The organism is Pasteurella pantherarum, from assembly GCF_049670885.1.
Lineage (GTDB): Bacteria > Pseudomonadota > Gammaproteobacteria > Enterobacterales > Pasteurellaceae > Pasteurella.
In genome coordinates, this window is the sequence record NZ_CP187173.1 from 1128246 (window position 1) to 1152749 (window position 24504).

At 38.3% G+C, this 24504-nt stretch carries 22 protein-coding genes and 4 tRNA genes; 5 read left to right on the forward strand and 21 right to left on the reverse strand.

Annotated elements, in window-relative coordinates; translation table 11 throughout:
- Window positions 1-38 precede the first annotated feature (38 nt).
- Window positions 39-1610 carry a peptide ABC transporter substrate-binding protein gene (locus ACPEEM_RS05290; RefSeq protein WP_424408022.1) on the reverse strand — a complete coding sequence of 524 codons (1572 nt, stop codon included), beginning with the start codon at window positions 1608-1610 and terminating at the stop codon, window positions 39-41.
- 84 nt (window positions 1611-1694) lie between these two features.
- Window positions 1695-2057 (reverse strand): YbaN family protein, encoded by a 363-nt coding sequence (locus ACPEEM_RS05295; protein WP_424402833.1) that lies wholly within the window; start codon window positions 2055-2057, stop codon window positions 1695-1697.
- Between the two features lie 123 nt (window positions 2058-2180).
- Between ACPEEM_RS05295 and prlC the strand changes: the two genes are divergently transcribed.
- Window positions 2181-4220, forward strand: a complete 2040-nt coding sequence (gene prlC / locus ACPEEM_RS05300; RefSeq protein ID WP_424408024.1) for an oligopeptidase A — start codon at window positions 2181-2183, stop codon at window positions 4218-4220.
- Between the two features lie 60 nt (window positions 4221-4280).
- Here the strand turns inward: prlC and ACPEEM_RS05305 are convergent, their stop codons facing one another.
- The 8 genes from ACPEEM_RS05305 to gloB all read right to left on the reverse strand — a co-directional run bounded on the left by ACPEEM_RS05305 (window position 4281) and on the right by gloB (window position 9919).
- Window positions 4281-5549 (reverse strand): NRAMP family divalent metal transporter, encoded by a 1269-nt coding sequence (locus ACPEEM_RS05305; RefSeq protein ID WP_424402831.1) that lies wholly within the window; start codon window positions 5547-5549, stop codon window positions 4281-4283.
- A 352-nt stretch (window positions 5550-5901) separates the two neighbouring features.
- Window positions 5902-5976: transfer RNA gene (locus tag ACPEEM_RS05310), tRNA-Gln, on the reverse strand.
- 44 nt (window positions 5977-6020) lie between these two features.
- A tRNA-Gln gene (locus ACPEEM_RS05315) sits at window positions 6021-6095 on the reverse strand.
- A 29-nt stretch (window positions 6096-6124) separates the two neighbouring features.
- A tRNA-Leu gene (locus tag ACPEEM_RS05320) sits at window positions 6125-6209 on the reverse strand.
- Between the two features lie 5 nt (window positions 6210-6214).
- Window positions 6215-6291: transfer RNA gene (locus tag ACPEEM_RS05325), tRNA-Met, on the reverse strand.
- Between the two features lie 148 nt (window positions 6292-6439).
- Window positions 6440-7663 carry an ROK family protein gene (locus ACPEEM_RS05330; protein WP_424402830.1) on the reverse strand — a complete coding sequence of 408 codons (1224 nt, stop codon included), beginning with the start codon at window positions 7661-7663 and terminating at the stop codon, window positions 6440-6442.
- A gap of 64 nt (window positions 7664-7727) precedes the next feature.
- On the reverse strand, window positions 7728-9041 hold the full coding sequence (hemA, locus tag ACPEEM_RS05335) for a glutamyl-tRNA reductase (protein WP_424404384.1): 1314 nt from the start codon (window positions 9039-9041) through the stop codon (window positions 7728-7730).
- A 176-nt stretch (window positions 9042-9217) separates the two neighbouring features.
- Window positions 9218-9919, reverse strand: a complete 702-nt coding sequence (gene gloB, locus ACPEEM_RS05340) for a hydroxyacylglutathione hydrolase (protein ID WP_424404368.1) — start codon at window positions 9917-9919, stop codon at window positions 9218-9220.
- Window positions 9920-9941: 22 nt separating this feature from the next.
- On the opposite strand from gloB, the gene ACPEEM_RS05345 reads away from it, so the two are divergent.
- The 4 genes from ACPEEM_RS05345 to ACPEEM_RS05360 all read left to right on the forward strand — a co-directional run bounded on the left by ACPEEM_RS05345 (window position 9942) and on the right by ACPEEM_RS05360 (window position 13871).
- Window positions 9942-10649 carry a class I SAM-dependent methyltransferase gene (locus ACPEEM_RS05345; RefSeq protein ID WP_424402827.1) on the forward strand — a complete coding sequence of 236 codons (708 nt, stop codon included), beginning with the start codon at window positions 9942-9944 and terminating at the stop codon, window positions 10647-10649.
- A 96-nt stretch (window positions 10650-10745) separates the two neighbouring features.
- Window positions 10746-12506 (forward strand): 30S ribosomal protein S12 methylthiotransferase accessory factor YcaO, encoded by a 1761-nt coding sequence (gene ycaO, locus ACPEEM_RS05350; protein ID WP_424402826.1) that lies wholly within the window; start codon window positions 10746-10748, stop codon window positions 12504-12506.
- A gap of 125 nt (window positions 12507-12631) precedes the next feature.
- A complete protein-coding gene (locus tag ACPEEM_RS05355; RefSeq protein ID WP_424404366.1) occupies window positions 12632-13057 on the forward strand; it encodes a YhcB family protein in 426 nt (141 codons plus the stop codon).
- A 106-nt stretch (window positions 13058-13163) separates the two neighbouring features.
- Entirely contained in the window at window positions 13164-13871 is a 708-nt protein-coding gene (locus ACPEEM_RS05360) for a type II CAAX prenyl endopeptidase Rce1 family protein (protein ID WP_424402824.1), read from the forward strand.
- A gap of 130 nt (window positions 13872-14001) precedes the next feature.
- Here the strand turns inward: ACPEEM_RS05360 and ACPEEM_RS05365 are convergent, their stop codons facing one another.
- Genes ACPEEM_RS05365 through ACPEEM_RS05415 form a run of 11 tightly spaced genes read right to left on the reverse strand, consistent with a single transcriptional unit; the run spans window position 14002 to window position 24504 of the window.
- Complete coding sequence (locus ACPEEM_RS05365) at window positions 14002-15756, reverse strand: pilus assembly protein TadG-related protein (protein ID WP_424405650.1); 1755 nt, start codon at window positions 15754-15756, stop codon at window positions 14002-14004.
- Between the two features lie 17 nt (window positions 15757-15773).
- Window positions 15774-16337: a tight adherence pilus pseudopilin TadF gene (tadF, locus tag ACPEEM_RS05370; RefSeq protein ID WP_424405648.1), complete on the reverse strand. Its 564-nt coding sequence runs from the start codon at window positions 16335-16337 to the stop codon at window positions 15774-15776.
- A complete protein-coding gene (locus ACPEEM_RS05375; protein WP_424405646.1) occupies window positions 16306-16863 on the reverse strand; it encodes a TadE/TadG family type IV pilus assembly protein in 558 nt (185 codons plus the stop codon). The genes tadF and ACPEEM_RS05375 overlap by 32 nt, the downstream gene beginning before the upstream one ends.
- 15 nt (window positions 16864-16878) lie before the next feature.
- Window positions 16879-17649, reverse strand: coding sequence for a tetratricopeptide repeat protein (locus tag ACPEEM_RS05380; protein ID WP_424402820.1), 771 nt, complete (start codon window positions 17647-17649; stop codon window positions 16879-16881).
- Complete coding sequence (locus tag ACPEEM_RS05385; RefSeq protein ID WP_424402819.1) at window positions 17639-18496, reverse strand: type II secretion system F family protein; 858 nt, start codon at window positions 18494-18496, stop codon at window positions 17639-17641. The genes ACPEEM_RS05380 and ACPEEM_RS05385 overlap by 11 nt, the downstream gene beginning before the upstream one ends.
- The gene (locus ACPEEM_RS05390; RefSeq protein ID WP_424408026.1) at window positions 18493-19380 is read right to left on the reverse strand and encodes a type II secretion system F family protein; all 888 of its coding nucleotides are present in this window, start codon (window positions 19378-19380) and stop codon (window positions 18493-18495) included. Before ACPEEM_RS05390 ends, ACPEEM_RS05385 begins: the two co-directional genes overlap by 4 nt.
- Complete coding sequence (locus ACPEEM_RS05395) at window positions 19381-20658, reverse strand: CpaF family protein (RefSeq protein WP_424402817.1); 1278 nt, start codon at window positions 20656-20658, stop codon at window positions 19381-19383. It abuts the gene before it with no gap.
- Window positions 20659-20672: 14 nt separating this feature from the next.
- Window positions 20673-21797 (reverse strand): pilus assembly protein, encoded by a 1125-nt coding sequence (locus ACPEEM_RS05400; protein ID WP_424408028.1) that lies wholly within the window; start codon window positions 21795-21797, stop codon window positions 20673-20675.
- Between the two features lie 15 nt (window positions 21798-21812).
- Window positions 21813-22310: a protein RcpB gene (locus tag ACPEEM_RS05405; protein ID WP_424402815.1), complete on the reverse strand. Its 498-nt coding sequence runs from the start codon at window positions 22308-22310 to the stop codon at window positions 21813-21815.
- Window positions 22307-23701: a type II and III secretion system protein family protein gene (locus ACPEEM_RS05410; RefSeq protein ID WP_424408030.1), complete on the reverse strand. Its 1395-nt coding sequence runs from the start codon at window positions 23699-23701 to the stop codon at window positions 22307-22309. Before ACPEEM_RS05410 ends, ACPEEM_RS05405 begins: the two co-directional genes overlap by 4 nt.
- Window positions 23701-24504 carry a flp operon protein C gene (locus tag ACPEEM_RS05415; protein WP_424408032.1) on the reverse strand — a complete coding sequence of 268 codons (804 nt, stop codon included), beginning with the start codon at window positions 24502-24504 and terminating at the stop codon, window positions 23701-23703. Before ACPEEM_RS05415 ends, ACPEEM_RS05410 begins: the two co-directional genes overlap by 1 nt.

The window sequence follows — 24504 nt, forward strand, 5'->3', positions numbered from 1 at the left end:
GGCAAAACATTTTCAAAATGCACCGCACTTTTGAGTCATTAATTCACGTTTACCTTGCGAAATAAGTCCTTACTGTAAATAATGCCCGTTGCATTCTCTCGTTGGTAGCCGTTCAAACTGCCATGTAACCAAATAGGCGTTTGGTATTGAAAAATCGGCAATACCACATTTTCCGTTTGCAGCAGCTGCCCTAATTCTGCATAAAGGCGATAACGTTCTGTTTCATTCATGCTTGATAGCGTTTTTTCCAACAATTCGTCCACTTTGGGATTGGCATAAAACATCTTGTTATCTGGGCTATGAGAGTAAAACACATTCAAAAAAGCAGAAGGTTCGTGATAGTCAGCACACCAACCAGAACGAATCATTTGAAAATCGCCCTTAATTCGCTTTTCTAATAATGTCTGCCATGGTACAGGCTCAGCAGTGACTCTTAGCATATCGGATTGAGATAACATTCTCACAATACGCTGTGCCACCTCTGGGTGAATATCTTGCTGATCATGGGTAATTTTTAAGTGTAACGGCTGTTTTTCACTCACCCCATATTGCTCAAACACTTGCTCCACCACCACAGGTTCCCAAACACTGTCTTGTTCCATCTGCATCGCATCAGGCAAAACATGGGTGGTTGGTCTCATCTTCGGAGCAACCTGTTGTACAATATCGCGAGCAGAAACCATTGACACAATGGCTTTTCTCACCGCACTTTTGCTCAGCAAAGGATCTCGCAAATTAAACTCATAAAAATAGGTGCAATTTTGCGGAAAGTAGGGGGTGTTATCAGGGATGACTTTAGGTTGTTGCACCAAATCCAATGTTTCAATGGACTGATTTTCAGAAAGCTTTTGATAATCCACTCGCTTAAACGCCACTTTCTGTGCCGCCCAATAATACGGATTTTTTTCAAGATGAATGAAATTGGCGTGCTGGTTCAGTAAACGATAAGCCCCATTGCCAACAAACTGGTTTGATGGTTGTGCATAGCGTGGCAACAAGGCAATATGTGCAAGCATATGAGGCAAATAAGGCGTGGCTTTATCTAATTGAATGCGTAAAATGCGATCTTCAATGGCTTCCACCCCCAATTTATCTGCTGGCAATTCCCCTTTTAAAACCTTTTTCGCATTGGCGACATTTAAAAAAGCTAAATAGGTTTTCAGTTGACTTTGTGATTGGGCTAATTGCTGCCAACTACGGACAAAATCTTGGGCAGTCACCGCCTCTCCCGTCGACCATTTGGCACCTTCTCGCAAAACAAAAAACCATGTTTTGTTATCTTCTGTTTTCCAACTTTCTGCCACGGCAGGGATTAATTTCCCTTGCGGATCATAAGCCGTTAATCCTTCTAAGACATCTCGTAAAAAAGCACTTTGATCAGCATTTTGTACCGCATGCGGATCCAATAACAAATCATGGTATACACCACGAACTAATAATTCTCGACTGGGTACTACGGGCTTGGCATCATTTTTTGATGAGGAAGGGGATTGATGAGTGGAAAGCGATCTGTCTGTGTTTTGATCACAATTAAGTAAAAAGAAAATACTCGAAAAAAGGACCGCACTTTTTATCGTTGTGCGAAAAGAAGAACCCAAGAAGCTAACCATGCGAAATTTCCCCAAAAATAAGGGGCATTATACAAAGATTATTCAGGGCTGTTAACCTTTTCGTCTCACCGCCCTGAAAATCGCTTATTGTTTTGCGGTTTTGATCCAGAAAAAGAAGAACCAATACTTCGTTAATAGCACCAACACAATAATTGTGCGGCCAACCACGCTTGGCGTAAAGTAAAAGCCAATGGATAACATCACTGTCGCAAATAATAAAATCCAGAATTTTGATTTCTGACTTAACGCCCGCTCTTCTTTGAACGTTTTCAAATGCTTTTGATATAATTGCGTTTCTAAAAACCAATTATGCAAACGATCGGATCCTTTCGCAAAAAAGAATACTGTCAACAACAAAAAGGGCGTGGCAGGAAGAAGAGGTAACATAATCCCTAAAATCCCTAAACCAAGAAAGATAAAGCCCAATACAATATAAATCGCCTTCATAAAAATCCTCAGGAATAAAAACGATTCTCAATTATCTATAGTTTTACAGATTTTTCAAGCTTGAATTTGAAAAATTTTCCCCCATATAGAAAAAACGTTTTGTATAAAAATTAAGGACAGATTATGACAAATCCATTATTAACCTTTGAAGGCTTGCCGCCCTTTTCTGCTATCAAGCCTGAACATGTCAAACCTGCGGTTGAAAAACGTATTCAAGACAGCCGTGAAAAGATTGAAAAATTAGTACAACAAGACGACATTACTTGGGAAAATTTCATTCAACCTCTCACCGAAATGAGCGATCTTTTTAGTAAAACATGGTCGCCAGTTTCTCACCTTAATGCGGTAAAAAATAGCCCTGAATTACGTGATGCTTATCAAGCCTGTTTGCCGATTTTATCCGAATACAGCACTTGGGTGGGTCAACATGAAGGTTTGTATCAAGCCTATAAAAAACTGAAAAATAGCCCCGCTTTTGAACAGTATGATGTTGCCCAAAAGAAAACCATCGAAAATGCACTTAGAGATTTCAAATTATCGGGGATTTCATTAAGTCAAGAGAAACAAAAACGCTATGGTGAAATTTCCGCTCGTTTATCCGAGTTAAGCTCGCAATTTAGCAATAATGTGCTTGATGCGACCATGGGTTGGGATAAAATTATTGAAGATGTGGCACAATTAAAAGGCCTACCAGAGTCTGCTCTTCAAGCGGCTCAACAATCTGCACAAAGTAAAGGTTTAAGCGGTTATCGCTTTACCCTTGAAATTCCAAGCTACCTTCCTGTGATGACCTATTGTGAAAACCGTGCCTTGCGTGAAGAAATGTACCGAGCATTTGCCACCCGAGCATCAGATCAAGGTCCTAATGCTGGTAAATGGGATAATACGGCGATCATGGAAGAAATCCTGAATCTCCGTGTTGAGTTGGCAAAACTGTTAGATTTCAATACCTACACAGAATTGTCTCTTGCCACTAAAATGGCAGAAAATCCCCAACAAGTGTTAGATTTCTTAGATAACCTTGCACAGCGTTCTAAAGCACAAGGTGAAAAAGAATTAGCCGAATTAAAAGCCTTCTGCAAACAAGAATTCAATATTGATGATCTAGAAGCTTGGGATATCGCCTTTTACAGTGAAAAACAAAAACAGCACCTGTATGCAATTAATGATGAAGAACTGCGTCCTTACTTCCCAGAAAATCGTGTGTTAACTGGGTTATTTGAATTAATTAAACGTATTTTTAACATTCGTGCTGTTGAGCGTTTTGATGTGGAAACTTGGCATAAAGATGTCCGTTTCTTTGATTTAATTGATGAGCAGGATCAGATTCGTGGTAGCTTCTACCTTGATTTATATGCACGTGAACATAAGCGTGGTGGTGCATGGATGGATGACTGTATCGGACGTCGTCGTCTCAGCAATGGAGACATTCAAAAGCCAGTGGCATACTTAACCTGTAACTTCAATGCCCCAATTGGCGACAAGCCTGCCCTGTTCACTCACGATGAAGTCACTACCCTGTTCCATGAATTTGGGCATGGTCTGCACCATATGCTCACGCAAATTGACGTGGCTGATGTAGCTGGGATTAATGGAGTCCCTTGGGATGCCGTGGAATTACCTAGCCAGTTTTTAGAAAACTGGTGTTGGGAAGCACAAGCCCTTGATTTTATTTCAGGTCATTACGAAACAAGTGAGCCTTTACCAAAAGAAAAATTGGCACAATTGTTGAAAGCGAAAAACTATCAAGCAGCCATGTTTGTGTTACGCCAATTAGAATTTGGTTTATTTGACTTCCGTTTACATCATCATTTTGAAGCTGGCAAACCAAACCAAGTGCTAGAAACCTTAAAAGCCGTCAAAGATGAGGTTGCTGTTATTAAAGGAGTGGAATGGGCAAGAGCACCACATAGCTTTAGCCATATTTTCGCAGGGGGCTATTCTGCAGGGTATTACAGCTATTTATGGGCAGAAGTGCTTTCTGCAGATGCATTCTCACGTTTTGAAGAGGAAGGCATTTTCAACCCAGAAACAGGCAAATCTTTCTTAGATGAAATTTTAAGCCGTGGTGGCAGTGAAGAGCCGATGATCTTGTTCAAACGTTTCCGTGGTCGAGAGCCGCAATTAAACGCATTATTAAGACATAAAGGCATTGCGAATTAAAACAACACCATAAAAAAATACCGCACCTTCAAAAAGTGCGGTATTTTTTGGAAAAGTTTCTTATTTAAACCAACCTGCTTGGTGGGCAATAAACAATAAGGTAAACGAGGTTAAATAAATCAAGCCAATCACGGATAACCAGAATAATCCCCCTTTCACTTTGTGTTCACCTTTCAAAACTAAAGATAAATTCAAATAGGCGAAAACTGGCGTTGAAACAAAAGAGGCAATCATGGCAAATTTCAACATCGGCCCTACTGCATTATTAAAATAGAAGATGATCGCCAAACCTGAAGCGGCAGCAAATAACATCGCAATATTTAAGGTGCTTGGGCGACTTTCTTTTTTACCAAAGATTAAACGTAAGCTTTCCACATTAGAACGAGAGTAACCATCAATTACGGTGATCGTGGTGCCAAACATACACATAAATGCAATGAAAGCGATTAATCCTCTTGCCCACTCACCAATCGTTGAGGAATACATATTAATTAACTGGGCAATATATTTCCCCCCCACCATTTGTACGCTTTCTGGTGAACCATGTTGAACCAAAGCCCCTAATGCCAAAAATACTAAGGCTAAAATGGCGGTACCAATAAAACCGACATTAAAATCCCAAATACCATCTCGGTATGACACGGTTGAAACACGGCGTTTTGCAATTACCCACATTGAGCTAACGGCTGAAATTTCAATCGGTGCAGGCATCCACCCCATTAACGCCACAATAAAACCGAGAGAAGCCAAATTCCAAGGACTGGCACTGACGTAATCTGGCGGAGCAACACCAGATAAACCATTACGCATTAAGGCAATCACCACGGCTGTCACGGTAGTCAAGGTTAAGGCAATCATAATCAGCTTAGATAAACCGTCTAATAAACGGTATTTACCTAATAATAAAATTACCGTACTGACGATAATCACAATCGAACTAAGTGTTGCGACTGGCACATGAATAGGTAAGACGAAAGTTAAAATGGCGGCACAAAGTAAGCCTACCGCCGCCGTATTAATCACAGTGGCAAATGCATTAAGAATAAAGAAGATCCAAAGATAGGCTTTTCCTTTTTTCAAATACCCTTGCAATAACGTTTCGCCTGAATCAAGTGTATATTGTGCACCGAAACGGAAGAAAGGATATTTAAATAAGTTCGCTAAAATAATAATAATCGCTAACTGCCATCCATAAATCGCCCCTGCTTGTGTTGAAGCAATGATATGTGAGCCACCTACTGCGGCAGATGCCATTAAAATACCTGGTCCTAAAGCGGCAAATTTAGAATGCCAATTCGATTTTTCTATTTGTTGTGTTGATTCTGTCATAATTGATTCCAATATGTTATTTTTATACTCATTGTGCTTTCACAATGTTTTAACAATATCTAATATTTATTGATAATAGTCAACTGGTCAAAATACAGCAAAACCGTTCTTTATTCTTTAAAATCCCTCGCTTTTAGCATAAAAAACCACTTACTAAAATAAGTTTAAGTTAAACACACCAGCTAAGAAATCATAAAATGATATAAAATAAATTTGGAAAAATCAGAGATGATTTAACAGAAAAGCAGTAATAAGTGATATTGAATAAAAAATGAATGAGATTGATGAATAAATGTAAATCAATTAAGAAGATTTAGGAGATTAAATTAAAGAGATTAATGATTGAATGTGATGGCTGGGGTACTAGGATTCGAACCTAGGAATGCCGAGATCAAAACCCGGTGCCTTACCGCTTGGCGATACCCCAACTGAAATATCTTGATGGAAGATTAAGAAGATTATTTGATAGTATGGCTGGGGTACTAGGATTCGAACCTAGGAATGCCGAGATCAAAACCCGGTGCCTTACCGCTTGGCGATACCCCAACTACTCTATTGACTTGCAAGCTAATGAATGGTGCGGGACGAGGGACTTGAACCCACACACCTCGCGGCGCCAGAACCTAAATCTGGTGCGTCTACCAATTTCGCCAGTCCCGCAAATATGGTGGCTATGACGGGATTCGAACCTGTGACCCCAACATTATGAGTGTTGTGCTCTAACCAACTGAGCTACATAGCCATTTTTCTATTTGCATTCACCTCATCGGCTTTGCGGGGCTAATTATGCTGATATCCGCCCCACTCGTCAACTCTTTTTTTTTATAAAAATGAATTTTTTAGATCGTTCGGATAGAGTTTGAGCAACCCGATTTAAAAGCAAACGAAATTTATTCAGATAATAAGCGACGTAATAAACTGCCATCTAATAATGCACGTTTAATTAATGCAAATGCACCGATCACATCTTCATGTTTTAATTCAGACGCCACTAACGGGGTATTTTTGACAAAAGCGGGTAAGGCGTGGCTTTCTAGAGAACGTTGAATAGCCGCAAATAAAATCGTTTTTGCCTGTGTAATCTCGCCAGAAATCACAATTTTCTCGGGATTAAACATATTCACACTCATCGCCAACACCCGACCAATTTGCACCCCAACATGCTCTATTAACTCAATCGCCGCTTCATCATGTTTATTACTCGCTTTACAAATGGCTTCGATATCGTATTCATCTAAAGAAAGCCATTTACTTTTATAGCCATCTTCTAAGAGATCATGCATTTTCTTTTCAATTGCCGTATTACTCACCACGGTTTCCAAACAACCCACATTGCCACATAAGCACCGTTTTCCAAGCGGATCGACCTGAATATGCCCAATTTCTCCTACATTATTTTTATAACCGAGGAAAACCTCATGATTAATCACAATGCCAGCCCCTACACCACGATGAATACGCAATAACAAGGAATCATAACAATCTTTTGTTACACCAAAATAATGTTCAGCTAATGCTAAACTCCGCACATCATGCCCGATATAAGTCGGTAAATGAAATTGCTGTGCAATTTTGTCTGCCAAATCCCAAGGTGTTTCCACCGTTAAATGCGGCATATACTCAATCATGTTGGTTTTTACATCAACAAAGCCTGGCACCGTAATCCCAATGGCAATAAATTCACAGCCTCGTTTATGGTTTTCCTCAATAAACTGTGCTAACTGGCTTAATAAAAAAGATTCGATGGCATCCACCGTTTGTGTTTGAGGCAACTCAAATACCGCTTTTTTCACTAATTTAGTGGATAAATCCATGATGGCAAAGGTGGTATGTTTACGCCCTAAATGCACTAAAATGGTACGAAAAGCCTTATATTCAGCCACAATTGAAGTCGCACGCCGCCCTCCTGTGGATTCTTGTTGTTCCACTTCTTTAATGAGTCCTCGTGCCAATAAATGACGGGTAATTTTCGTGACACTCGCAGGTGCTAATTGACTTAATTCTGAAATCTGAATACGAGAAATAGGACCTTGTTGATCGATCAGTTTATAGACGACCGCACTATTCATTTGTTTAACTAAATCAACATTTGCTATTTGATGATTTTCTCGCATGGGTTTCTCCAATAAAAACGAATGGCTTTATTCTAAAATGGATTAACATGATTAGAAACTGTTTTTAATTGTCGCATTCTTTCTCTACATTGATCACCGAAGAAAACAAGGCTAATCCCCCTGAATTTCCAGCTTTGACCATTTTGTTCATCACCTGAGTCGGGGAATGCAATAATTTGTTGGTTAATTTATAACTTAATTCTTGTAAGAGTTTTTCTGCATTTTCGCCTTGATGCAAGCCTATTAACGCTTTTTCTAATAAATCTTCTCTAATCTGATCAGCATTTGAACGATAAGTTCGAATCAAATTGGAAAATTGATGGACTTTCAACCATTCAAAAAAGTCATCACGTTCCTGCTGAATAATCAATTGTGCTTGTTGTGAAGCTTTTTCTCTTTCTGTTAAATTTCGCTGAATAATATGTTGTAAATCATCAACAGTGTAATGATACACACTGTCTAAATGTGCCACACTGCCTTCAATATCTCGAGGAACCGCAATATCAATCAACAGCAACGGTAAACCACATCTCACACGTTGTGCTTCTCTGATCATAGGTTCGGTCAATAAAAGGGTGGGACTGCCTGTGGCACTAATGACGATATCGGCTTGGTTTAACCCTTCCTGTAACGCATTTAAAGATAAAATCTGTATCTGACAGGTTTTCTCCAATTTTTCCACTAAGTGATGGGCTCGTTCAAAAGTGCGGTTAGAAATCATCAAGTTTTGTACACCATGACGCAATAAATGGCGAGCAACTAATTCAATGGTCTCCCCCGCCCCCACTAATAAAATCTGTAACGGTTTGAGTGACTCAAAAATCTGACGAGCCAAACTACAAGCGGCATAAGCGACAGAAACGGCATTCCCGCCAATATTGGTCTCACTTCTTACCCGTTTGGCTGTGGAAAAGGTTTTTTGGAATAAACGTGAAAGCTCACTGGAAAAAGGCAATTGATGGGTTTGATAATAATGTTCGCTAAATTGATAAGCCTGTTTCACTTGACCTAAAATTTGTGGCTCCCCCAAAATTAAAGAATCAAGCCCACATGCTACCTGCATTAAATGTACGACGGCTTGTTGATTTTGCTTCACGTATAAACAAGATTGTAACGCATTCGCCTCAACTTGGTGTACATCCGCAAACCACTGGATACAGCGTTCAATCCACCCTTCATTTTGTTGCGGTAAAATTTGCTTATGATGTAAATACACTTCCGTGCGGTTGCAGGTTGACAAAATCACCACGCTCTGAGCGATGGCAAAAGCGTGGATTTGTTGCAACGCAAAAAGGCGTTTCTCATCAGAAAACGCCACTTTTTCACGCACTTCCACAGAAGCTGTTTTGTGATTGATACCAAGCACTAAAATCGTCATAAATGTATTAAAAAAATCCACCGCACTTTTACATGACAGGGAAAGATCACCCACAAATAAAATGAAAAGAAGAAAAATATCAAAAAATAACATTTTAATAAATTGTTATCTATTGAGCAAACCTATTGACCACCATTATACACCAATCCCCACATAAGCATGACGAAGATTTGTGCTTAAAAACGATCCTTTGCCTGTCGTAATTGAATGAACTGTTCCAGACTGGTGGCTTGTAAAAAAGGATTAATTTGCTGCTCTAAGGCTAATGTTGTGGGAAGACTTGGGCGATTCGCCGCACGGAGTTCCACCACATGTTGATAATATGCTTTTAAAAAAGGATTTTCCCCTAAAACAGATTGAGCAAAGGCTAAATTACTCAAAGTATATTCATGAGCAGGACAAACAAGGGTTTCTTGAGGTAATTGTTTCAAACGTTGGATCCCTTCATACATTTTGGCATAATCGCCCGTGAAAACACGACCACAGCCTGCTGAAAATAGGCTATCACCACAAAACAAATGCCCCTCGATCACATAACTGACATGCTGTTCCGTATGCCCTGCTGTATCGAGTACCTCAATTTCATAATTTTCCGTATGAAACTTTCCTGCTTGAATAATATCTGTTGCCCCTCTTGCACGGGTTTCTTCTGGTCCAAAGATTTTTACATCAGGAAAGACTTGCTTAAAATGAGCCACACCTGCAGTATGATCATCATGATAATGAGTCAATAACAGGGCTTCCACCTTGAGTTGATGCTGTTTGAGATAAGCCAATAATCCCGTGGTTTCGGGAAGATCGATCACAATAATAGGTAAATTTTCTCGTCCATAAAGCCAAATATAGTTATCATTTAAAGCAGGAATAGGCACTAACATAAATTCTCCTTGAGGTATAAATATGCTGTGGAATGCAAAATATCCCAAAGCGATAACATTGCCACACAGTTGGCAACAGATACAAAATGGTGAACGCTATTGTAACGCACTTACCGCCTATTTTTCGGCTTGGTATCCAAAAATTTTGGGCAATCAGGTGTTAAATTTAGGCGGACTCAGTGCAGAAATCAGCCGTGATATTCACATTTCCCACCATGATATTGTCCTTTCACCACAACTTAGCCCTGATTTAATTCAGCTTGCCCAACAACCCAATACCACGGTGGTCCAAGCCAATTTAACCGAATTGCCTTTTATTGAACACGCCGTAGATGCTTGTATTCTGGCAAATACCCTAAACTTTAGCCAAGATCCCCATCAAATTTTACGTGAAACTGATCGTGTGCTGTGTGAAGAAGGTTACTTGTTTTTATCTATTTTCAATCCCTTCAGTAACCTGTTATTTAAACGCTTTCTTCACAAAAAAAACCAGCCACCTTTAGCCATTCGGCATTATTTCCCATTACGCATTATTGACTGGCTATCTTTACTCAATTTTGATGTGCTTGAACACCGTGGATTGCTTCCTTACGACAGAATGGGCTGTTTTCCTCAATTGATCGCTATCGTAGCACGCAAACGCATTTATCCCTTAACCCTTAATCCTGAAAAAGTGCGGTTCAAAAAACAAGCCGTTTTTGCCCCCGTCAGTGCATTTAAAACAAAATGACGATGTAAATAAATACAATTTGGCTTGCGACAAGGCACAAACTCCCCTATTATTTCCAACTTTTATCGCAACAATTAAAGGAAAGAGAGATAAACGATGTCTGAACAAACTTTTATTCCTGGCAAAGATGCTGCACTTGAAGACAGTATTCATAAATTTCAACAAAAATTGACCGCACTTGGCTTTAATATTGAAGAAGCCTCATGGCTTAATCCCGTGCCGAATGTTTGGTCTGTTCACATTCGTGATAAAGATTGCCCTCAATGCTTTACCAATGGTAAAGGTGCGAGTAAAAAAGCCGCTCTTGCCTCGGCATTAGGTGAATATTTCGAACGTCTTTCCACCAACTATTTCTTTGCAGATTTTTATTTAGGGCAAGATATCGCCAATGGTGATTTCGTTCACTATCCTAACGAAAAATGGTTCCCCATTGAAGATGATGCCCTATTGCCTGCTGGCATCTTAAATCAAGAACTTTTAGATTATTACGATCCCAACCAAGAATTAACACCTGAATTATTAGTGGATTTACAATCAAGCCATTATGATCGTGGCATTGTAGCAATGCCTTACGTTCGCCAGTCGGATCAATCAACAGTGTACATTCCCCAAAGTATTATTGCCAATCTTTATGTCTCTAACGGCATGTCTGCGGGAAACAGCCAATTTGAAGCCCGTGTACAAGGGTTATCTGAAGTGTTTGAACGCCATATCAAAAATAAAATTATTGCCGAAGCCATCAGCCTGCCATTAATCCCTGCTGAGGTTATGGCTCGTTTCCCGACAATTCAAGCATCCATCGAAAAACTTGAACAAGAAGGCTTCCCAATTTTGGCTTATGATGCCTCATTAGGTGGCAAATACCCTGTAATTTGTGTGATTTTATTAAATCCTAATAATGGCACATGCTTTGCCTCGTTTGGTGCCCACCCGAATTTCCAAGTCGCATTAGAAAGAACCGTCACCGAATTATTACAAGGTCGCAGTTTAAAAGATCTGGATGTCTTTACCCCACCGTCCTTCAATAATGATGATGTAGCAGAACATGCCAACCTCGAAACACACTTTATTGATTCCAGCGGATTAATTTCATGGGATTTATTCAAAGCAGAGGCAGATTATCCTTTTGTCGACTGGGATTTTTCAGGCAACACAGAGCAAGAATACCATAATCTGATGGCAATCTTCCAAGCAGAACAAAAAGAAGTCTATATTATGGATTACAGCCATTTAGGTGTGTACGCTTGCCGCATTATCGTACCAGGCATGTCGGATATTTATCCTGCTGACGATTTAATTTATGCCAATAACAATATGGGAATGGATTGGCGAGAAATTTTGCTTGATCTCCCGCACTTCCATCACGATAAATCCACATATCAAGAATTATTAGCGGAATTAGATGAACAAGGTATTGATGATGCCACAAGGGTACGTGAATTTATTGGTATTGTTGCCCCACCAAAATCAGGCTGGACAACCTTACGTATCGGCGAATTAAAATCCATGCTGCATTTAGCCGTTGGCGAGTTAGAGGCGGCATTAGATTGGGCAAACTGGACACTGAATATGAACAGTTCTGTCTTTACTGCTGAGCGTGCAAACTATTATCGTTGTTTAATTAGTAGTATCGAATTGTTCCTTGATAAAGGTCGTCAGCCTGAACAATACCGTATGGTATTTGAAAAAATGTATGGACAAAGTGCGGTCGATTTTGCATGGAAAGCCTTACAAGGTGGCAACCCATTCTATGATCTGATTGCCGATGATGAACATCTACAACAGTTCCACGCTCACCAAAAATTGCTTCAAGCTTATGAAAAACTGCAAAAAGCTAAACGTGAAAATTGGAAATAATCGCTAAACACAAGGATATCAGCCAACACTGATATCCTTTTTCATTTGTGATCTAGGGCAAAGACATCTTCAGTATTTCATGATAGACTTTTGCCATCTTTTTATTCGTCATAAGGAGTGATTATATGCAAAATTGGACACCAGAAATGTGGCAAAGTGCAGGCATTGGTTTAATCATCGGCTTAATTGTAGGTTATCTTTTCCTTCGATTCACAAAAGGGTCAGTGAAAAAACAAGTGAAAACCGAAACGGAATTACAAAAAGTCAAACACCAGTTGGAAACCCAAAATGCACAATTGAAAAAACATTTTGCCGAAAGTGCGGACTTATTGAAAAATATTGCACAAGATTATCAAAAACTCTATCAACACTTAGCCAATTCTTCCAATACCTTATTACCAGAATTGACTCAAAAATCCCTTTTCCCTGCTCACTTGCTGACAAATACTCCTCAAGATCAGGAAAATAAACAAAGTAGTCAAGATGAACAACCTAGAGATTATTCCGAAGGTTCATCAGGTTTATTAAAAACAGAGGAAAAAAACCAATAACCCTCCCGAAAATAAACCGCTAGCCTTCTTCCTCTTTCTTCAACATAATGCTTCCCATGTATGGTGAAGCATTTTTTTACTTATTTCACATCATCAAGGTCAAACTATGCGACATAAAATCACCACCTTAACAGGGATTGATATACTCATTTTAACTATCATCATGTTTTCCTATGGAATTTATACCTCAAGCCTGTATTACCTCACCTTATTACAGACAACTGAGACAGGCATGATCAACGCCAACACATTTTCAGCAGAAGACAACACTTATGCGTTCATGCTACAAAGCCTACTGCTCTTTTTGGCATTTCTTTACCTCAAATGGCGAAAGTTTGATTTCAAGATATGGCATTGCACCCCCTCACTCAACGGCATAGGAAGCGGTCTTTTTATTTTTATCGTGACGGCACTGTGTCTAGATAGTTACTTTTTATTATGGGATCTCTTTAACCCCTCCCCCTATTCTTTAGAGGAAAGTGCGGTAGAAATGGCAGAATATTTCGAAGGGTTTAATCTCCCCCTTATTCCTTATGCCCTGTTAAATGGATTTTATGAAGAAATCTTTTTTCTTGGTATTTGTTTAAGCGTGAAACCTCGCTCTCTTCCATTGAGCTTCATATACTCGCTCGTTATCCGCTTTAGTTTTCATACTTATCAAGGGATTGAAGTGGCGTTCGGAATAAGCCTTATTGTGGGTACCCTTTTTTTCTTGTTTTATCGCTTTTCTAAACATAACAGATTATTTCCATTTTTTATCGCCCATGCACTTGGCGATGTCTTCGGCATGGGAATATTAAGTTATCTTTTTTAATCATGCCTTCCGTTTTATCCTTTGATAGGGTATTTTTTCATTCCCTACATAAAAAATGCACCCTAATCCATTAATCGGATTAAGGTGCATCTTTTCAATACAACAGACTTAATGATCTGATAAGCTTATACTAAAATGTTGGTTTCTTAATGGAAGAACGACCCACTTCTTCCTCAAAGCTTAAGATTTGTTTAAAGGCTTCTAATAAAGCTTCTTCACTATTTGGTTCATAATAATTATTTTCTCCCACACAGTCTTGCCATGCCTTTTTCTGATCAGCGGGTGGTTTAAAACCAAAGGCAGCAAATGCAATTTTGGTAGGCAGTTTTTCATAATTTTTATTCTGTAGTGTGTCCGCTTTATCACGAATCTTTTGGCATAATCCTGCGTTAAGCAATGTTACTAAGGTGTCACCTGAAGGCTGATTATCCTCACCATCGGATAACACCATTAGAATACGTTGCGTGTTGGTTCCCAATCTCTCTGGTTGAGCTTCTGCATCCGTATTTTTCTCCATTAAAAGGTTGGCACCAATTAATAATCCTGCTGAAGCGGCTGTTCCCCCCTCAGGTTTCACTTTGTCCAACGCTTCAGAAATATTCGGATTGTTACGATCAAACCATGCACGAGTCGTCTCTACTTTGTCATTTCCGCCTAGACATAGCCCACCATTGGAAACTTTAAAATTATAGTCATTAATTCGTTGCCCAGTAAAGTTATCCACCTGATCAACGGTTTTCTTAACATCTAAAATATCTTTAAACATTAAATTGGAGGAAAGAAATAAAGCATGATCTAAAACTTGCTGAAACACTGTTTTTGGAACCCCTTTAACTTTACATACTTCAAAATTAAACGACTCTCCATTAGAATATCGTGCTGTTTTTTGCTCACAGTCAGCATTGTTAGGTTCTCTCGTCAGTGATAACTTCTTAACATCTGCTCTATTTATACGAAACTCCATTTCTTGATCTTTCACATAATAAGGCATAATACACTCTGATGTATCTCCACGTTGACGCGCTCCTGCGGCAAAGGTCGCAAATCCCATTCTATTGTACGGACTCACCTCAGTGCTTTGTTTGCTATCTTTAGATGGAAATAAAATTCCCTGAATATCTTTTACCACCTTTCTTAAAATTACAATTTTTTTCTTATTTATTGGCTCATAAACCCAATCATTCCCAATAACCCAATCCATTGAACCAGAAAAGTCTGATACCAACATCAATTCCACAGGAATCACAATGCCTTTTTCTTTCACCGCATAAGACATGCCCGAATTAATCGGTAAGCGACCATTTTGTGTGACTTGTGTTTTTACAAGTTCTGCACTTAATGGAATCCAAAACTCACGGTTTACGTTACCTTGTACTTCACACACCACAGGACGACGACGGGAATATTGATTTTGAGGATTACGTAAATCAAATTCTTTACAATCATAATAAAAAGGAGTGTCAATCGTCACTGGCTTAGATTTATCTTGCTGATTTTTATCATCAGAACGTAGATACATTTTCGCCAACCCTTGAATTAATTCTTGATTACGCTTGTCTTGCTGTGCTGAAAGTTTATCCCCATTGAATTTTTTTAATTCATCTTGCGTCACCTGTTGATTCACCACATCTGCATGGCCAGTATTTTTACGATAAGAATTATTCTCTGCAACGAGTAACAACGCAGCCTGATCTGTCGCTTGTGTTAAACGAACTTTATCAAGAATAATCCCTGTCCCATCTACGGTAAACGCAATTAATACCAATAAAGGAAAGCTCAGTAATGCAGTCAGTACCGCATACACTCCACTTTGATTTTGTTGAAAATCTTTTAATGCTTGAACACAACGCTTAGTCCAATGCTTAGTCCAATAATATTTTTTCATAAAATTCCCTCAAGAAATTATCTCGCAACCGACATTGAGGAAGAACGCAACCACCCAAGTGAATGAGAGGATTTATCAAGTAAAATGGCTTTAAAGAAACTGTGAGTCTCTACACATAGTGTAACTTGATAAAGCGGAATTTTCCGTTGGTTATTGATTTCTGAATTCGGTGATAAATAAGAGACACTCGACAAAGCTCGATAAGGCTCACACTGAGGCGTTGAGCTTGGCAAGGTAATTTGGTCATCCTTAGACCAATATTCCATCACTAAACCGACAGGTTTTTGGCTATTTTTATCACCATAAAGTAATTTTTTAGCAAGTTGCTCATACTGTTTATGATCTTCTGCTGTAATTTTATATTCTCGATCATAGAGTTGTGTACGTTCACGTAAAACATTGACCATGGCATAGGATGCATTATCTAATTTGCCCATTGTAGAACGCAAAATCACCAAGTCTGCAAGAAATGCAAAAACAAAGGTTAAAAACATCAGCATAAAAATAAACTCAATGGTTACTGAGCCTTTTTTATTGATAAAAAAGCGTTTAATTCGGGCGTGAAAAGCTTGAGCGTTCATATTCTTGTACCACGACAAATTCACGATTAAGGATAGATTGAGTCCATGAGGTTGGAATAAACGGCAATGGCACAACAAATCTATAATCATAGGTTAAAGTATAATAAGCAAGGGTAGCATTTTGCCCTGTTGGCGAAATAATCTTGCCATCTTTTGTTTTTGGCTCACGAAAACGATTAGCTAACAATGCCTTCACACATTCCTTTTCTTGCGGACAATCAACATATTTCACATCAACCTTAATTTCACTGTTTCCTGTTTGTGCTAAATAGCCCATTGTTGATGTATCTTGTAACGCTTTCTGTGCTTCCAATGTCGCTTTAAAAAAAGTTTTATAATCATGTGTTTTGTTTTCCGTATTTTTAGTAATACGTACACTTTCAGCGATAGCAAGATCCCAATACGTTGTTGCAATAGCTAAACGACAGAATTCAAAAATCATCATCACAACAAAAAAGTAAATACCCACCGTGAGCCCAAACTCAATAGTCGATACCCCTTTTTTATTTGATATAAAACGTTTCATAGGAAAACCTTTTTATTATTTACGAACCGCAGTAGAACGACGTTCGGTTTTTTTCAACGCATTAATTAAATCATCTGGTGATGAATTTAAACGCTCTTTAACAATAATATCTTTGGCATAATCAAGGTCGCCACTTTTCACCAAGGCAAAAACAAGATTATGTACTAATCGTGGCTCTTTCACACCATTTAAATATTGTGGCAACAATAACGCCGAAGCGTTACGATAATCACCATTAATAATATGAACCATCGCAAGGTTATTGACTGCCACAACATCATTAATAAAAAATTCTCTTGCTTTATTAATGTCTTCTTGGGCATTTTGTAAGTTCCCTAATTGTGCAAAGGCAATTCCCCGTAAATTATACACTTCACCATTTCTAGGGGATTTGGCTAAAATCGTACTGGCTGTTGATACCGCCTCTTTATACTGCCCTTTCTGAATTAAATTTTTCACTTGTAGAATACGTGCAAAATCATTCACTTGTGCATCACCCGTTAATAACGGTTCTAAATATAATAATGAAGAGGCACTATCTCCTTTGGCATAATAGGCTTCCGCTAATTTATAACGAACTTGTGGATCTTCTTTATTTTTAAGCACATCACGATACAATGAAATTAACCCATTATAGTTGCCTGTGCTTTCATAAAGTGTTTCTTTTGTCGCAATGGATTCTTTGTCACCTGCTTTTACATTTTTATGCTGAGAAAAAGTGGAACATGCAGAAATAGCAATAATTAGACTGCACAATAACGCATTTTTAGTTAATTTAGAAAACATTTGGAAATACCCTCATGATACCTGGCGCTAAAATTAAGATGATGATCGGGAACATAATAAACAAAATCAATGGAATACTCATTTTGGCTGCTAAGGTCCCTAATTTTTCCTCGATTGTTAATAACTGTAACTCCCGAATATCGGCAGATAATTGAATTAAATGATTATAGATCGAAGAACCAAAGTTAAGACTTTGTTGTAGTACTGAACAAAACATACGCACTTCTGTTGTTGGCAAAGAAATAGATAAATCCAACAAGGCTGAAGATAACCCAGTGATTTCTGATTTACGGATAATCCGCAACATCACATAGGTTAAATCCGGGTTGAGCTTTTTAAAATCAATTGCCACTTGCTTTAATGCTGCATCAATACTAATCCCTGTTTGTACATTTACCGCAACTAAATCAATAAAGCCAGGTAAATCCACCATAATCTTTTTGATTTTACTTTTCAAAATAGAGTTAGTCAGCATACCTGGAATTAAAATGGTGACGACCAGAATCAAAGCCGATACTGTCAACCAATCCGCTGATTCTTGCCCTAGAGAATACAGATAATACAATCCCGCCAACGTAAACATAATTAACAATTTGACTTTGATATTTTTATCCACAATCCCTAAAAACTTCAAAACAGGGTTATTGTTAATTAATAACAGCTCTAATTCAATTTGTTGTTTACTTTTTCCTTTCTGAACCTCATCACTGCTTTTATCTTTTGGTCGTTCACCAGCAAGGACTTCTCTGCCTCTTTCTAATTTCTTTTTATGCGAAAACGCAAAGAATAGCACGACAAAACCAAAAATAATCAATAAGAGATAAATGAGAAATATTTTTAATGTCATGTCGATTTCCTCATCAACCACCAGATAATTAACATCCCAATTAATTCACTACCAAAAACATAATATAAAACATAACGCCCTGAAGGATCATTAATTAAAAAATCGAAGTTTTCTGGCATCGTAAATTGCATGAATAAGAAAAAACCGATCGGGAAAGAAGCTACAATCATGGCAGACATACGAGCTTCTGATGAGGTCATCGCACGTTTTTTCTGTTCCATTTTCTTTGCATCGGCAATAATTCGCCCTAAACGAGAAATCACCTCACGGATTTGCCCACCTTTAGAAAGGTTGGTACGAATAATTGTGATAAAAAAGTAAAATTCTTTATAGGGATAACGACTATAACTGTCTTCAAACACCGTAACCGGATCTTCACCGATAGCGAGTCTTTTATGAATGATTTTAAATTCCTCACCCAATTGCCCTGTTAAGTCTCGACCACAGCGTTCCAATGCTTGTAATAAGCCCGCCCCAGAACTGGCTGCTGCCGTCAAAATTTGAATCACTTCTGGGAACATCGCATTAAACATTTTTTGATTTCGGCGTTCACCTAATTTCCACACAAGTAAGACAAAGATAACTATAAAGAGTAAGATAAATTGCCATCTCGGTAGACGGATATAAAACACATTGATATAAAACAATGCAAGAAACACGAGAAAACTCAGAATAATATTACGTAATAACTTCTTTTTATCCCCAGCAACAAAATAATACTGCCATAAAATAGCTTTTTTCTTTATTGAGGAAAGAATGGAAGTCGTTTTCTTAAATGACGTTTCATGTTCATTAATTTTTTTACGTGTTCTCACCCATCCCCTTGAGGTGTAAAGTAATAAAAATACCCCAAAAGCAAGGATAAAATAGTACATAAAGTTCATTTAACTGCCCTCAAAAATACTCTGTAATTCTGCACTTAGATTAAAGACTTGTGCATTTTGATAGACGACAGAACGAGTTAATAAACCATGGGAAATAAATTCACCAATAATTTTTCCATTGGCATCACGCTCTTTACTTGGCTGGTAAGTGAAAATATCTTGTAACACAATTTGTCCATTTTCCATGCCCATCAACTCAGTGATATTCATAATCTTTCTTGAACCATCATTAAGGCGTGATGCTTGAACAATAATATTAACGGCTGAAGCAATATTACGACGAATCGCTTCTAAAGGTAGGGTGGCATTTGACATCATCACCATACTTTCCAAACGTGCAGTGGCATCACGAGGATTATTCGCATGCAGTGTTGACATTGAACCATCATGCCCCGTATTCATCGCCTGAAGCATTTGAAATGCCTCAGCACCACGACATTCCCCCACAATGATACGTTCGGGACGCATACGCAAAGCGTTAATCACAAGATCTTGCATGGTGACTTCCCCAGTATGCTCTACCCCTGCTAAACGGGTTTCTAAGCGAACAACATGTGGTTGTTCTAGGCGAAGCTCTGCCGTATCTTCCAATGTCACCACACGCTCTTGGTGAGAAATATAGTTTGACAACGCATTTAATAATGTCGTTTTACCCGAACCCGTACCGCCAGATACAATAATATTGACTCGAGATCGTGCGGCAATAATTAAAAAGTTTGCCATTTCTCTTGTCATTGAACCAAAATTCACCAATTCTTGTAAGGACTTTTTAGACTTACTAAACTTACGTATTGACATAGAGGTTCCGTCTAATGCAATGGGTGCAATAACCACATTAAGACGGCTTCCATCAGGTAAACGTGAGTCCACTAATGGACTTCCATCATCAATACGACGTCCCACTTTGGCGACAAGTCGTCTTGCAATATCCGTTAACTGTTCATTGCTAACAAAAGTTTTATTCGTTTTTTCTAGAATACCTGCACGTTCAACCCAGATATTGTCAGGTCCATTCACTAAGATATCATTGACGGTTTCATCTTCCATTAATTCACGGATAGGACCATAACCTTCAATTTCATCAGCAATCATTTCCGCCATGACTAGTGCATCAGCAGAAGTCACATAAGTTCCACTTGTCCCTGCGACCCGATAAACAATTTGGGTCAATTCGTCAACAAGCCTTTCTCTATCACTTTGAAGCTGATCGATTTTCTCGATATCTAAATTACTGAGTAACTCATTTCTGAAAAAAATTTGCTGTTCTTTTGTTAACATCGTTTAGTCTTCACTTAGTTATTCGTTATTGAGCGATAAAGCGAGGAAAGTAATCCCCCTTGCTTTTCTTTTGATTTACTTTTACGTGATACTGCACCAATCACTTTCATCACTAACGAACCGATTTCTTTTTTGCCGTTACGACCTAAATTGATGCCCAATACGGTTTTGGCATTGGTATTCTTTAAAAAAGGAATAACCGCATCCACAGGACATTTCAGCAACGTCTCAACATCATTTTTTGCCATTAATTTTGAGGTTTCTAATCGGGAATCTGAAATACATACAAAGGTACGAATTGGTTTACCTGTTGCATTACGGATACGATCACACTCATCTAAAAATTGTTTTGCTACACGGAGTGAATCAATCCGACGTTCAACCACTAAGACAAAACTGTTGCTATATTCTAGAAATTTCGAGAAATCATCCTTTTTGACATTGAAAATAGGTTGATCATAAATCACGAAATTGTATTTCTCTAAAGTAGAAAGTGACAATCTTGTCGGTGTACCTGTAAACAAATCTAAATTCGCACTGTATTCAACCACATCGCCTTGGATTTTCTTATCAAAAAGTAAATCTAAATTTTGTGTACCGTTTGTCCCTTGTGCTAATAATACGGGAACTTTTTTACTTAATGCAATTTGATTCGCAATATAAGCACTGATCATACTGGCACCAATTCCGCCCTTACAACTTAAGACCCCAACTTTAACAGTATGACGAACAAGCGGAATATTGACACCAGAAACAATTTTTTCAGCCATCTGATTCAATTGGGAATCAGTATGGAAGTACAAAATGCCTTCTTCTAATAATTTTTGTGATAATGAAATGGAATCACTGTCCCCCACAATACAGCACCATACGTGTTGTGGGATCACGCTGTACACTAATTCAGAAATGGTTTTAACATCGGTTTCATTACTAATATCAATAATGACACCAAGCGTTTCTTCTGCCGAAAATGTAATATTTTGTTCAGCTAAAAAATCACTTTTATTAATTTCAATATTCTCTAAACCACGCGTACGTAGAATCTGTGCGACCTGTGTTTGAATTTCTTCACGATGAGATACAATTACGATCGTACGAGCACTATCTATCGCAACACTTTCCTTATCAAGTAATAACATAACTAAAACCTTCCATTAGTATTTCAATTGGATACGATGATTATTTTTACTTGCACAAGAATCTTGACCATCCCAACTCATCATATCTTCACCCGTGTTGACACGACAATTGGTTTTCTTCGCACCAATTCGAGCCACTTCTACATAAACAGGGTATACCGCCTGTTTATGCTGGCGTTCAAGTACAACACGTTTACTATCAATCCCTTTTTTCACTAAAACATCACGAATTTTGACCGCACTTTTTTTAGCTGTCTTATCTTTCCAAATGAGATGGACTCGTTTACTTTTATCACTCCCCAAATCACGAATCACTGAACGCATTAAATTATGGTAAGTGACGTCTTCATAATCAGATAAGACATAACGATTGACTAATTGGGTTTTATAAAAATCTTTACTTTGTGTTGGCTGTGCTAAATGGGCATGATTGGATAACTCACTGACAGCAGAAAAGGCATTGACAGAAGCAAAACATAATGCCACAGACAACATATTAATTAATTTTCTCATTGAATAAATCCTCCATTTTTCAAGAAATTAGAGGTTAATGTTTTATGATACACATCCTTAAATGGCGTTACATTAAAGAAACGCTCCATTGTACCTGTACGTTCAAAGGTTGGATAAACAATTTGATCTTCTTGAACCGGTTTTACTGTGTTGACCGTTGCAACAATCACTAACTCACGATCATCACGCTCTGTTTTCGCATTACGGAAAAAAGCACCTAAGATCGGAATATCACCCAACACAGGGACTTTATTAATACGCTCAACATCACTTGAGTTAAATAACCCACCAATAATGAAACTTTCACCATCTGCGACTTCAAAAATAGATTTTGCACGACGTGTATTAAAATACGGAATATCCCCGACATTATTAAATGTATAGTTTCCTGCAATGGTACTCACACGTTGATCCAAGGCTAAACGAATACGGTTATTTTTTTGTAATTTAGCCCCAACCACTAATTTCACACCGAAATCTTTATAAATCACAGTGGCATTACCGTCTTTATCACGCTGGGCAAAAGGGATTTCTCCCCCGACCAAAATATCTGCTGTTTCACCTGATAACATAGAAATATTCGGCTCTGCCAATACTCGGCCATTATTCTGGTTATCTAATGCATTAATAAACGCAGATACACCACTTGCATCAATTTTGAGTAATCCTTGGATACCATCAAACCCCGTTACTTTCGACACGCCATCTAAAATGCCAGTGCCACCAGTTAAACGGCTCCAGTTAATCCCCACCGCTTCAGATAAGTTTTTATTCACTTCAACCACGGTTAATTTGACGTTAATAAGTGTTGTTTCATCCACGTGAGCATTGTTGACCACACCTTCAAATTGGTATTTGTCTAAGAAAGGCAAAGGTTCAGAACCATTTTCACCATTAAAGGTCGCAGAGGTCACTTGCTTACCTGTCCCTAAAGCTTCACCAACAATGCGATGTACTTCATCACTTTCTTCTTGAGAGCGAGCTTTTCCTTCAATCACATAAGCTTTACCAACTTTCTTGACAGAAAGGTTGGTATTCGGGAAACGGGCTTTAATTTGTTGATTGGTGTCTGAAATGCCTGTAAACAACGAATCCACATTCACCACATCATTGGTTAAAGCCTTGCCGTTTGTATCAAAGGCTGAAATCTCTGCACGCCCTTGTTGCTTCGCATAAATGATGAATGAGTTATCGTCTAAAATCTCATAATCTGCCACATTTGGTGAAGAAACAAAGATGGTATCGATTTTCTCTTTGGTTTGAATTAATTGTGTGCCGCCTTGCTCTAGATTGAAGGTTTTTGCAGAACTTACCGTTGACGATAACGCAAAAATTGCTCCAATTAAGCAGGAAATCCATTTTGCTTTTACTTGCTGGTATTGGATAAACATTATTGACCTCTTAATTTTCTAATAAACACGCCACGGTGATTAATATTTTGCTCATCATGTGTTTCTGGCAAAATAATTAATTTTGATTCTTTATCTAAGGTATAAAACTTTTTCGCTTGTTCTGCATTAATTTTTACATTGACATACCCAATATAATCTTTATGACCACTTTCACTTTGGGAGCCTGTATTTTCTTGATCAGCATGTTGTTGAAATTGTTTGGTTTGTAACACTAACAGCTTACCTGACACTTTAACCAAATCCGTTTTTTCATACACATTACGAGAATCTAAAGCTGCTTTTTGGTTATACACTGACACATAATCCCCACTATGAATGGTGTCGAACAGATAACGTTCATCGGCACCAACATAAATGCGGTACGCCACTTCTTGTTTGGCATCTAGGCTTGCGAGTAAAAAACGGTGGTCGTTAGGCGAAATCACCATATTTTTAGAAAGAAGCGAGCCTGCTTTTAAATTCTCCGCCACTAAATAGCCTTGTAATCCTTGTGAGGAATTCACTGCCTCACTGAGATCGTTATTAATGAGCGGGTTATCTTCCGATACGGTGATCTGGCTTAAGCTATAGTCCTCAGGTTGAAGTAATGTACTTTTACTGACATCACGCTTTAACTCAGCAAGCACAATCATTTTTTCTGCTTTTTTTCCTAATTGTTCTTGTATGAGAGAAGGTTGCGGTTTTTCATCTACCCTTTCATCTTCTGTTGGCATAAAAAGAATTCCCCCTATCCCAACAACCAATGTAATTAATGAAATAACAAAGAGCATTCTGTAATTCAT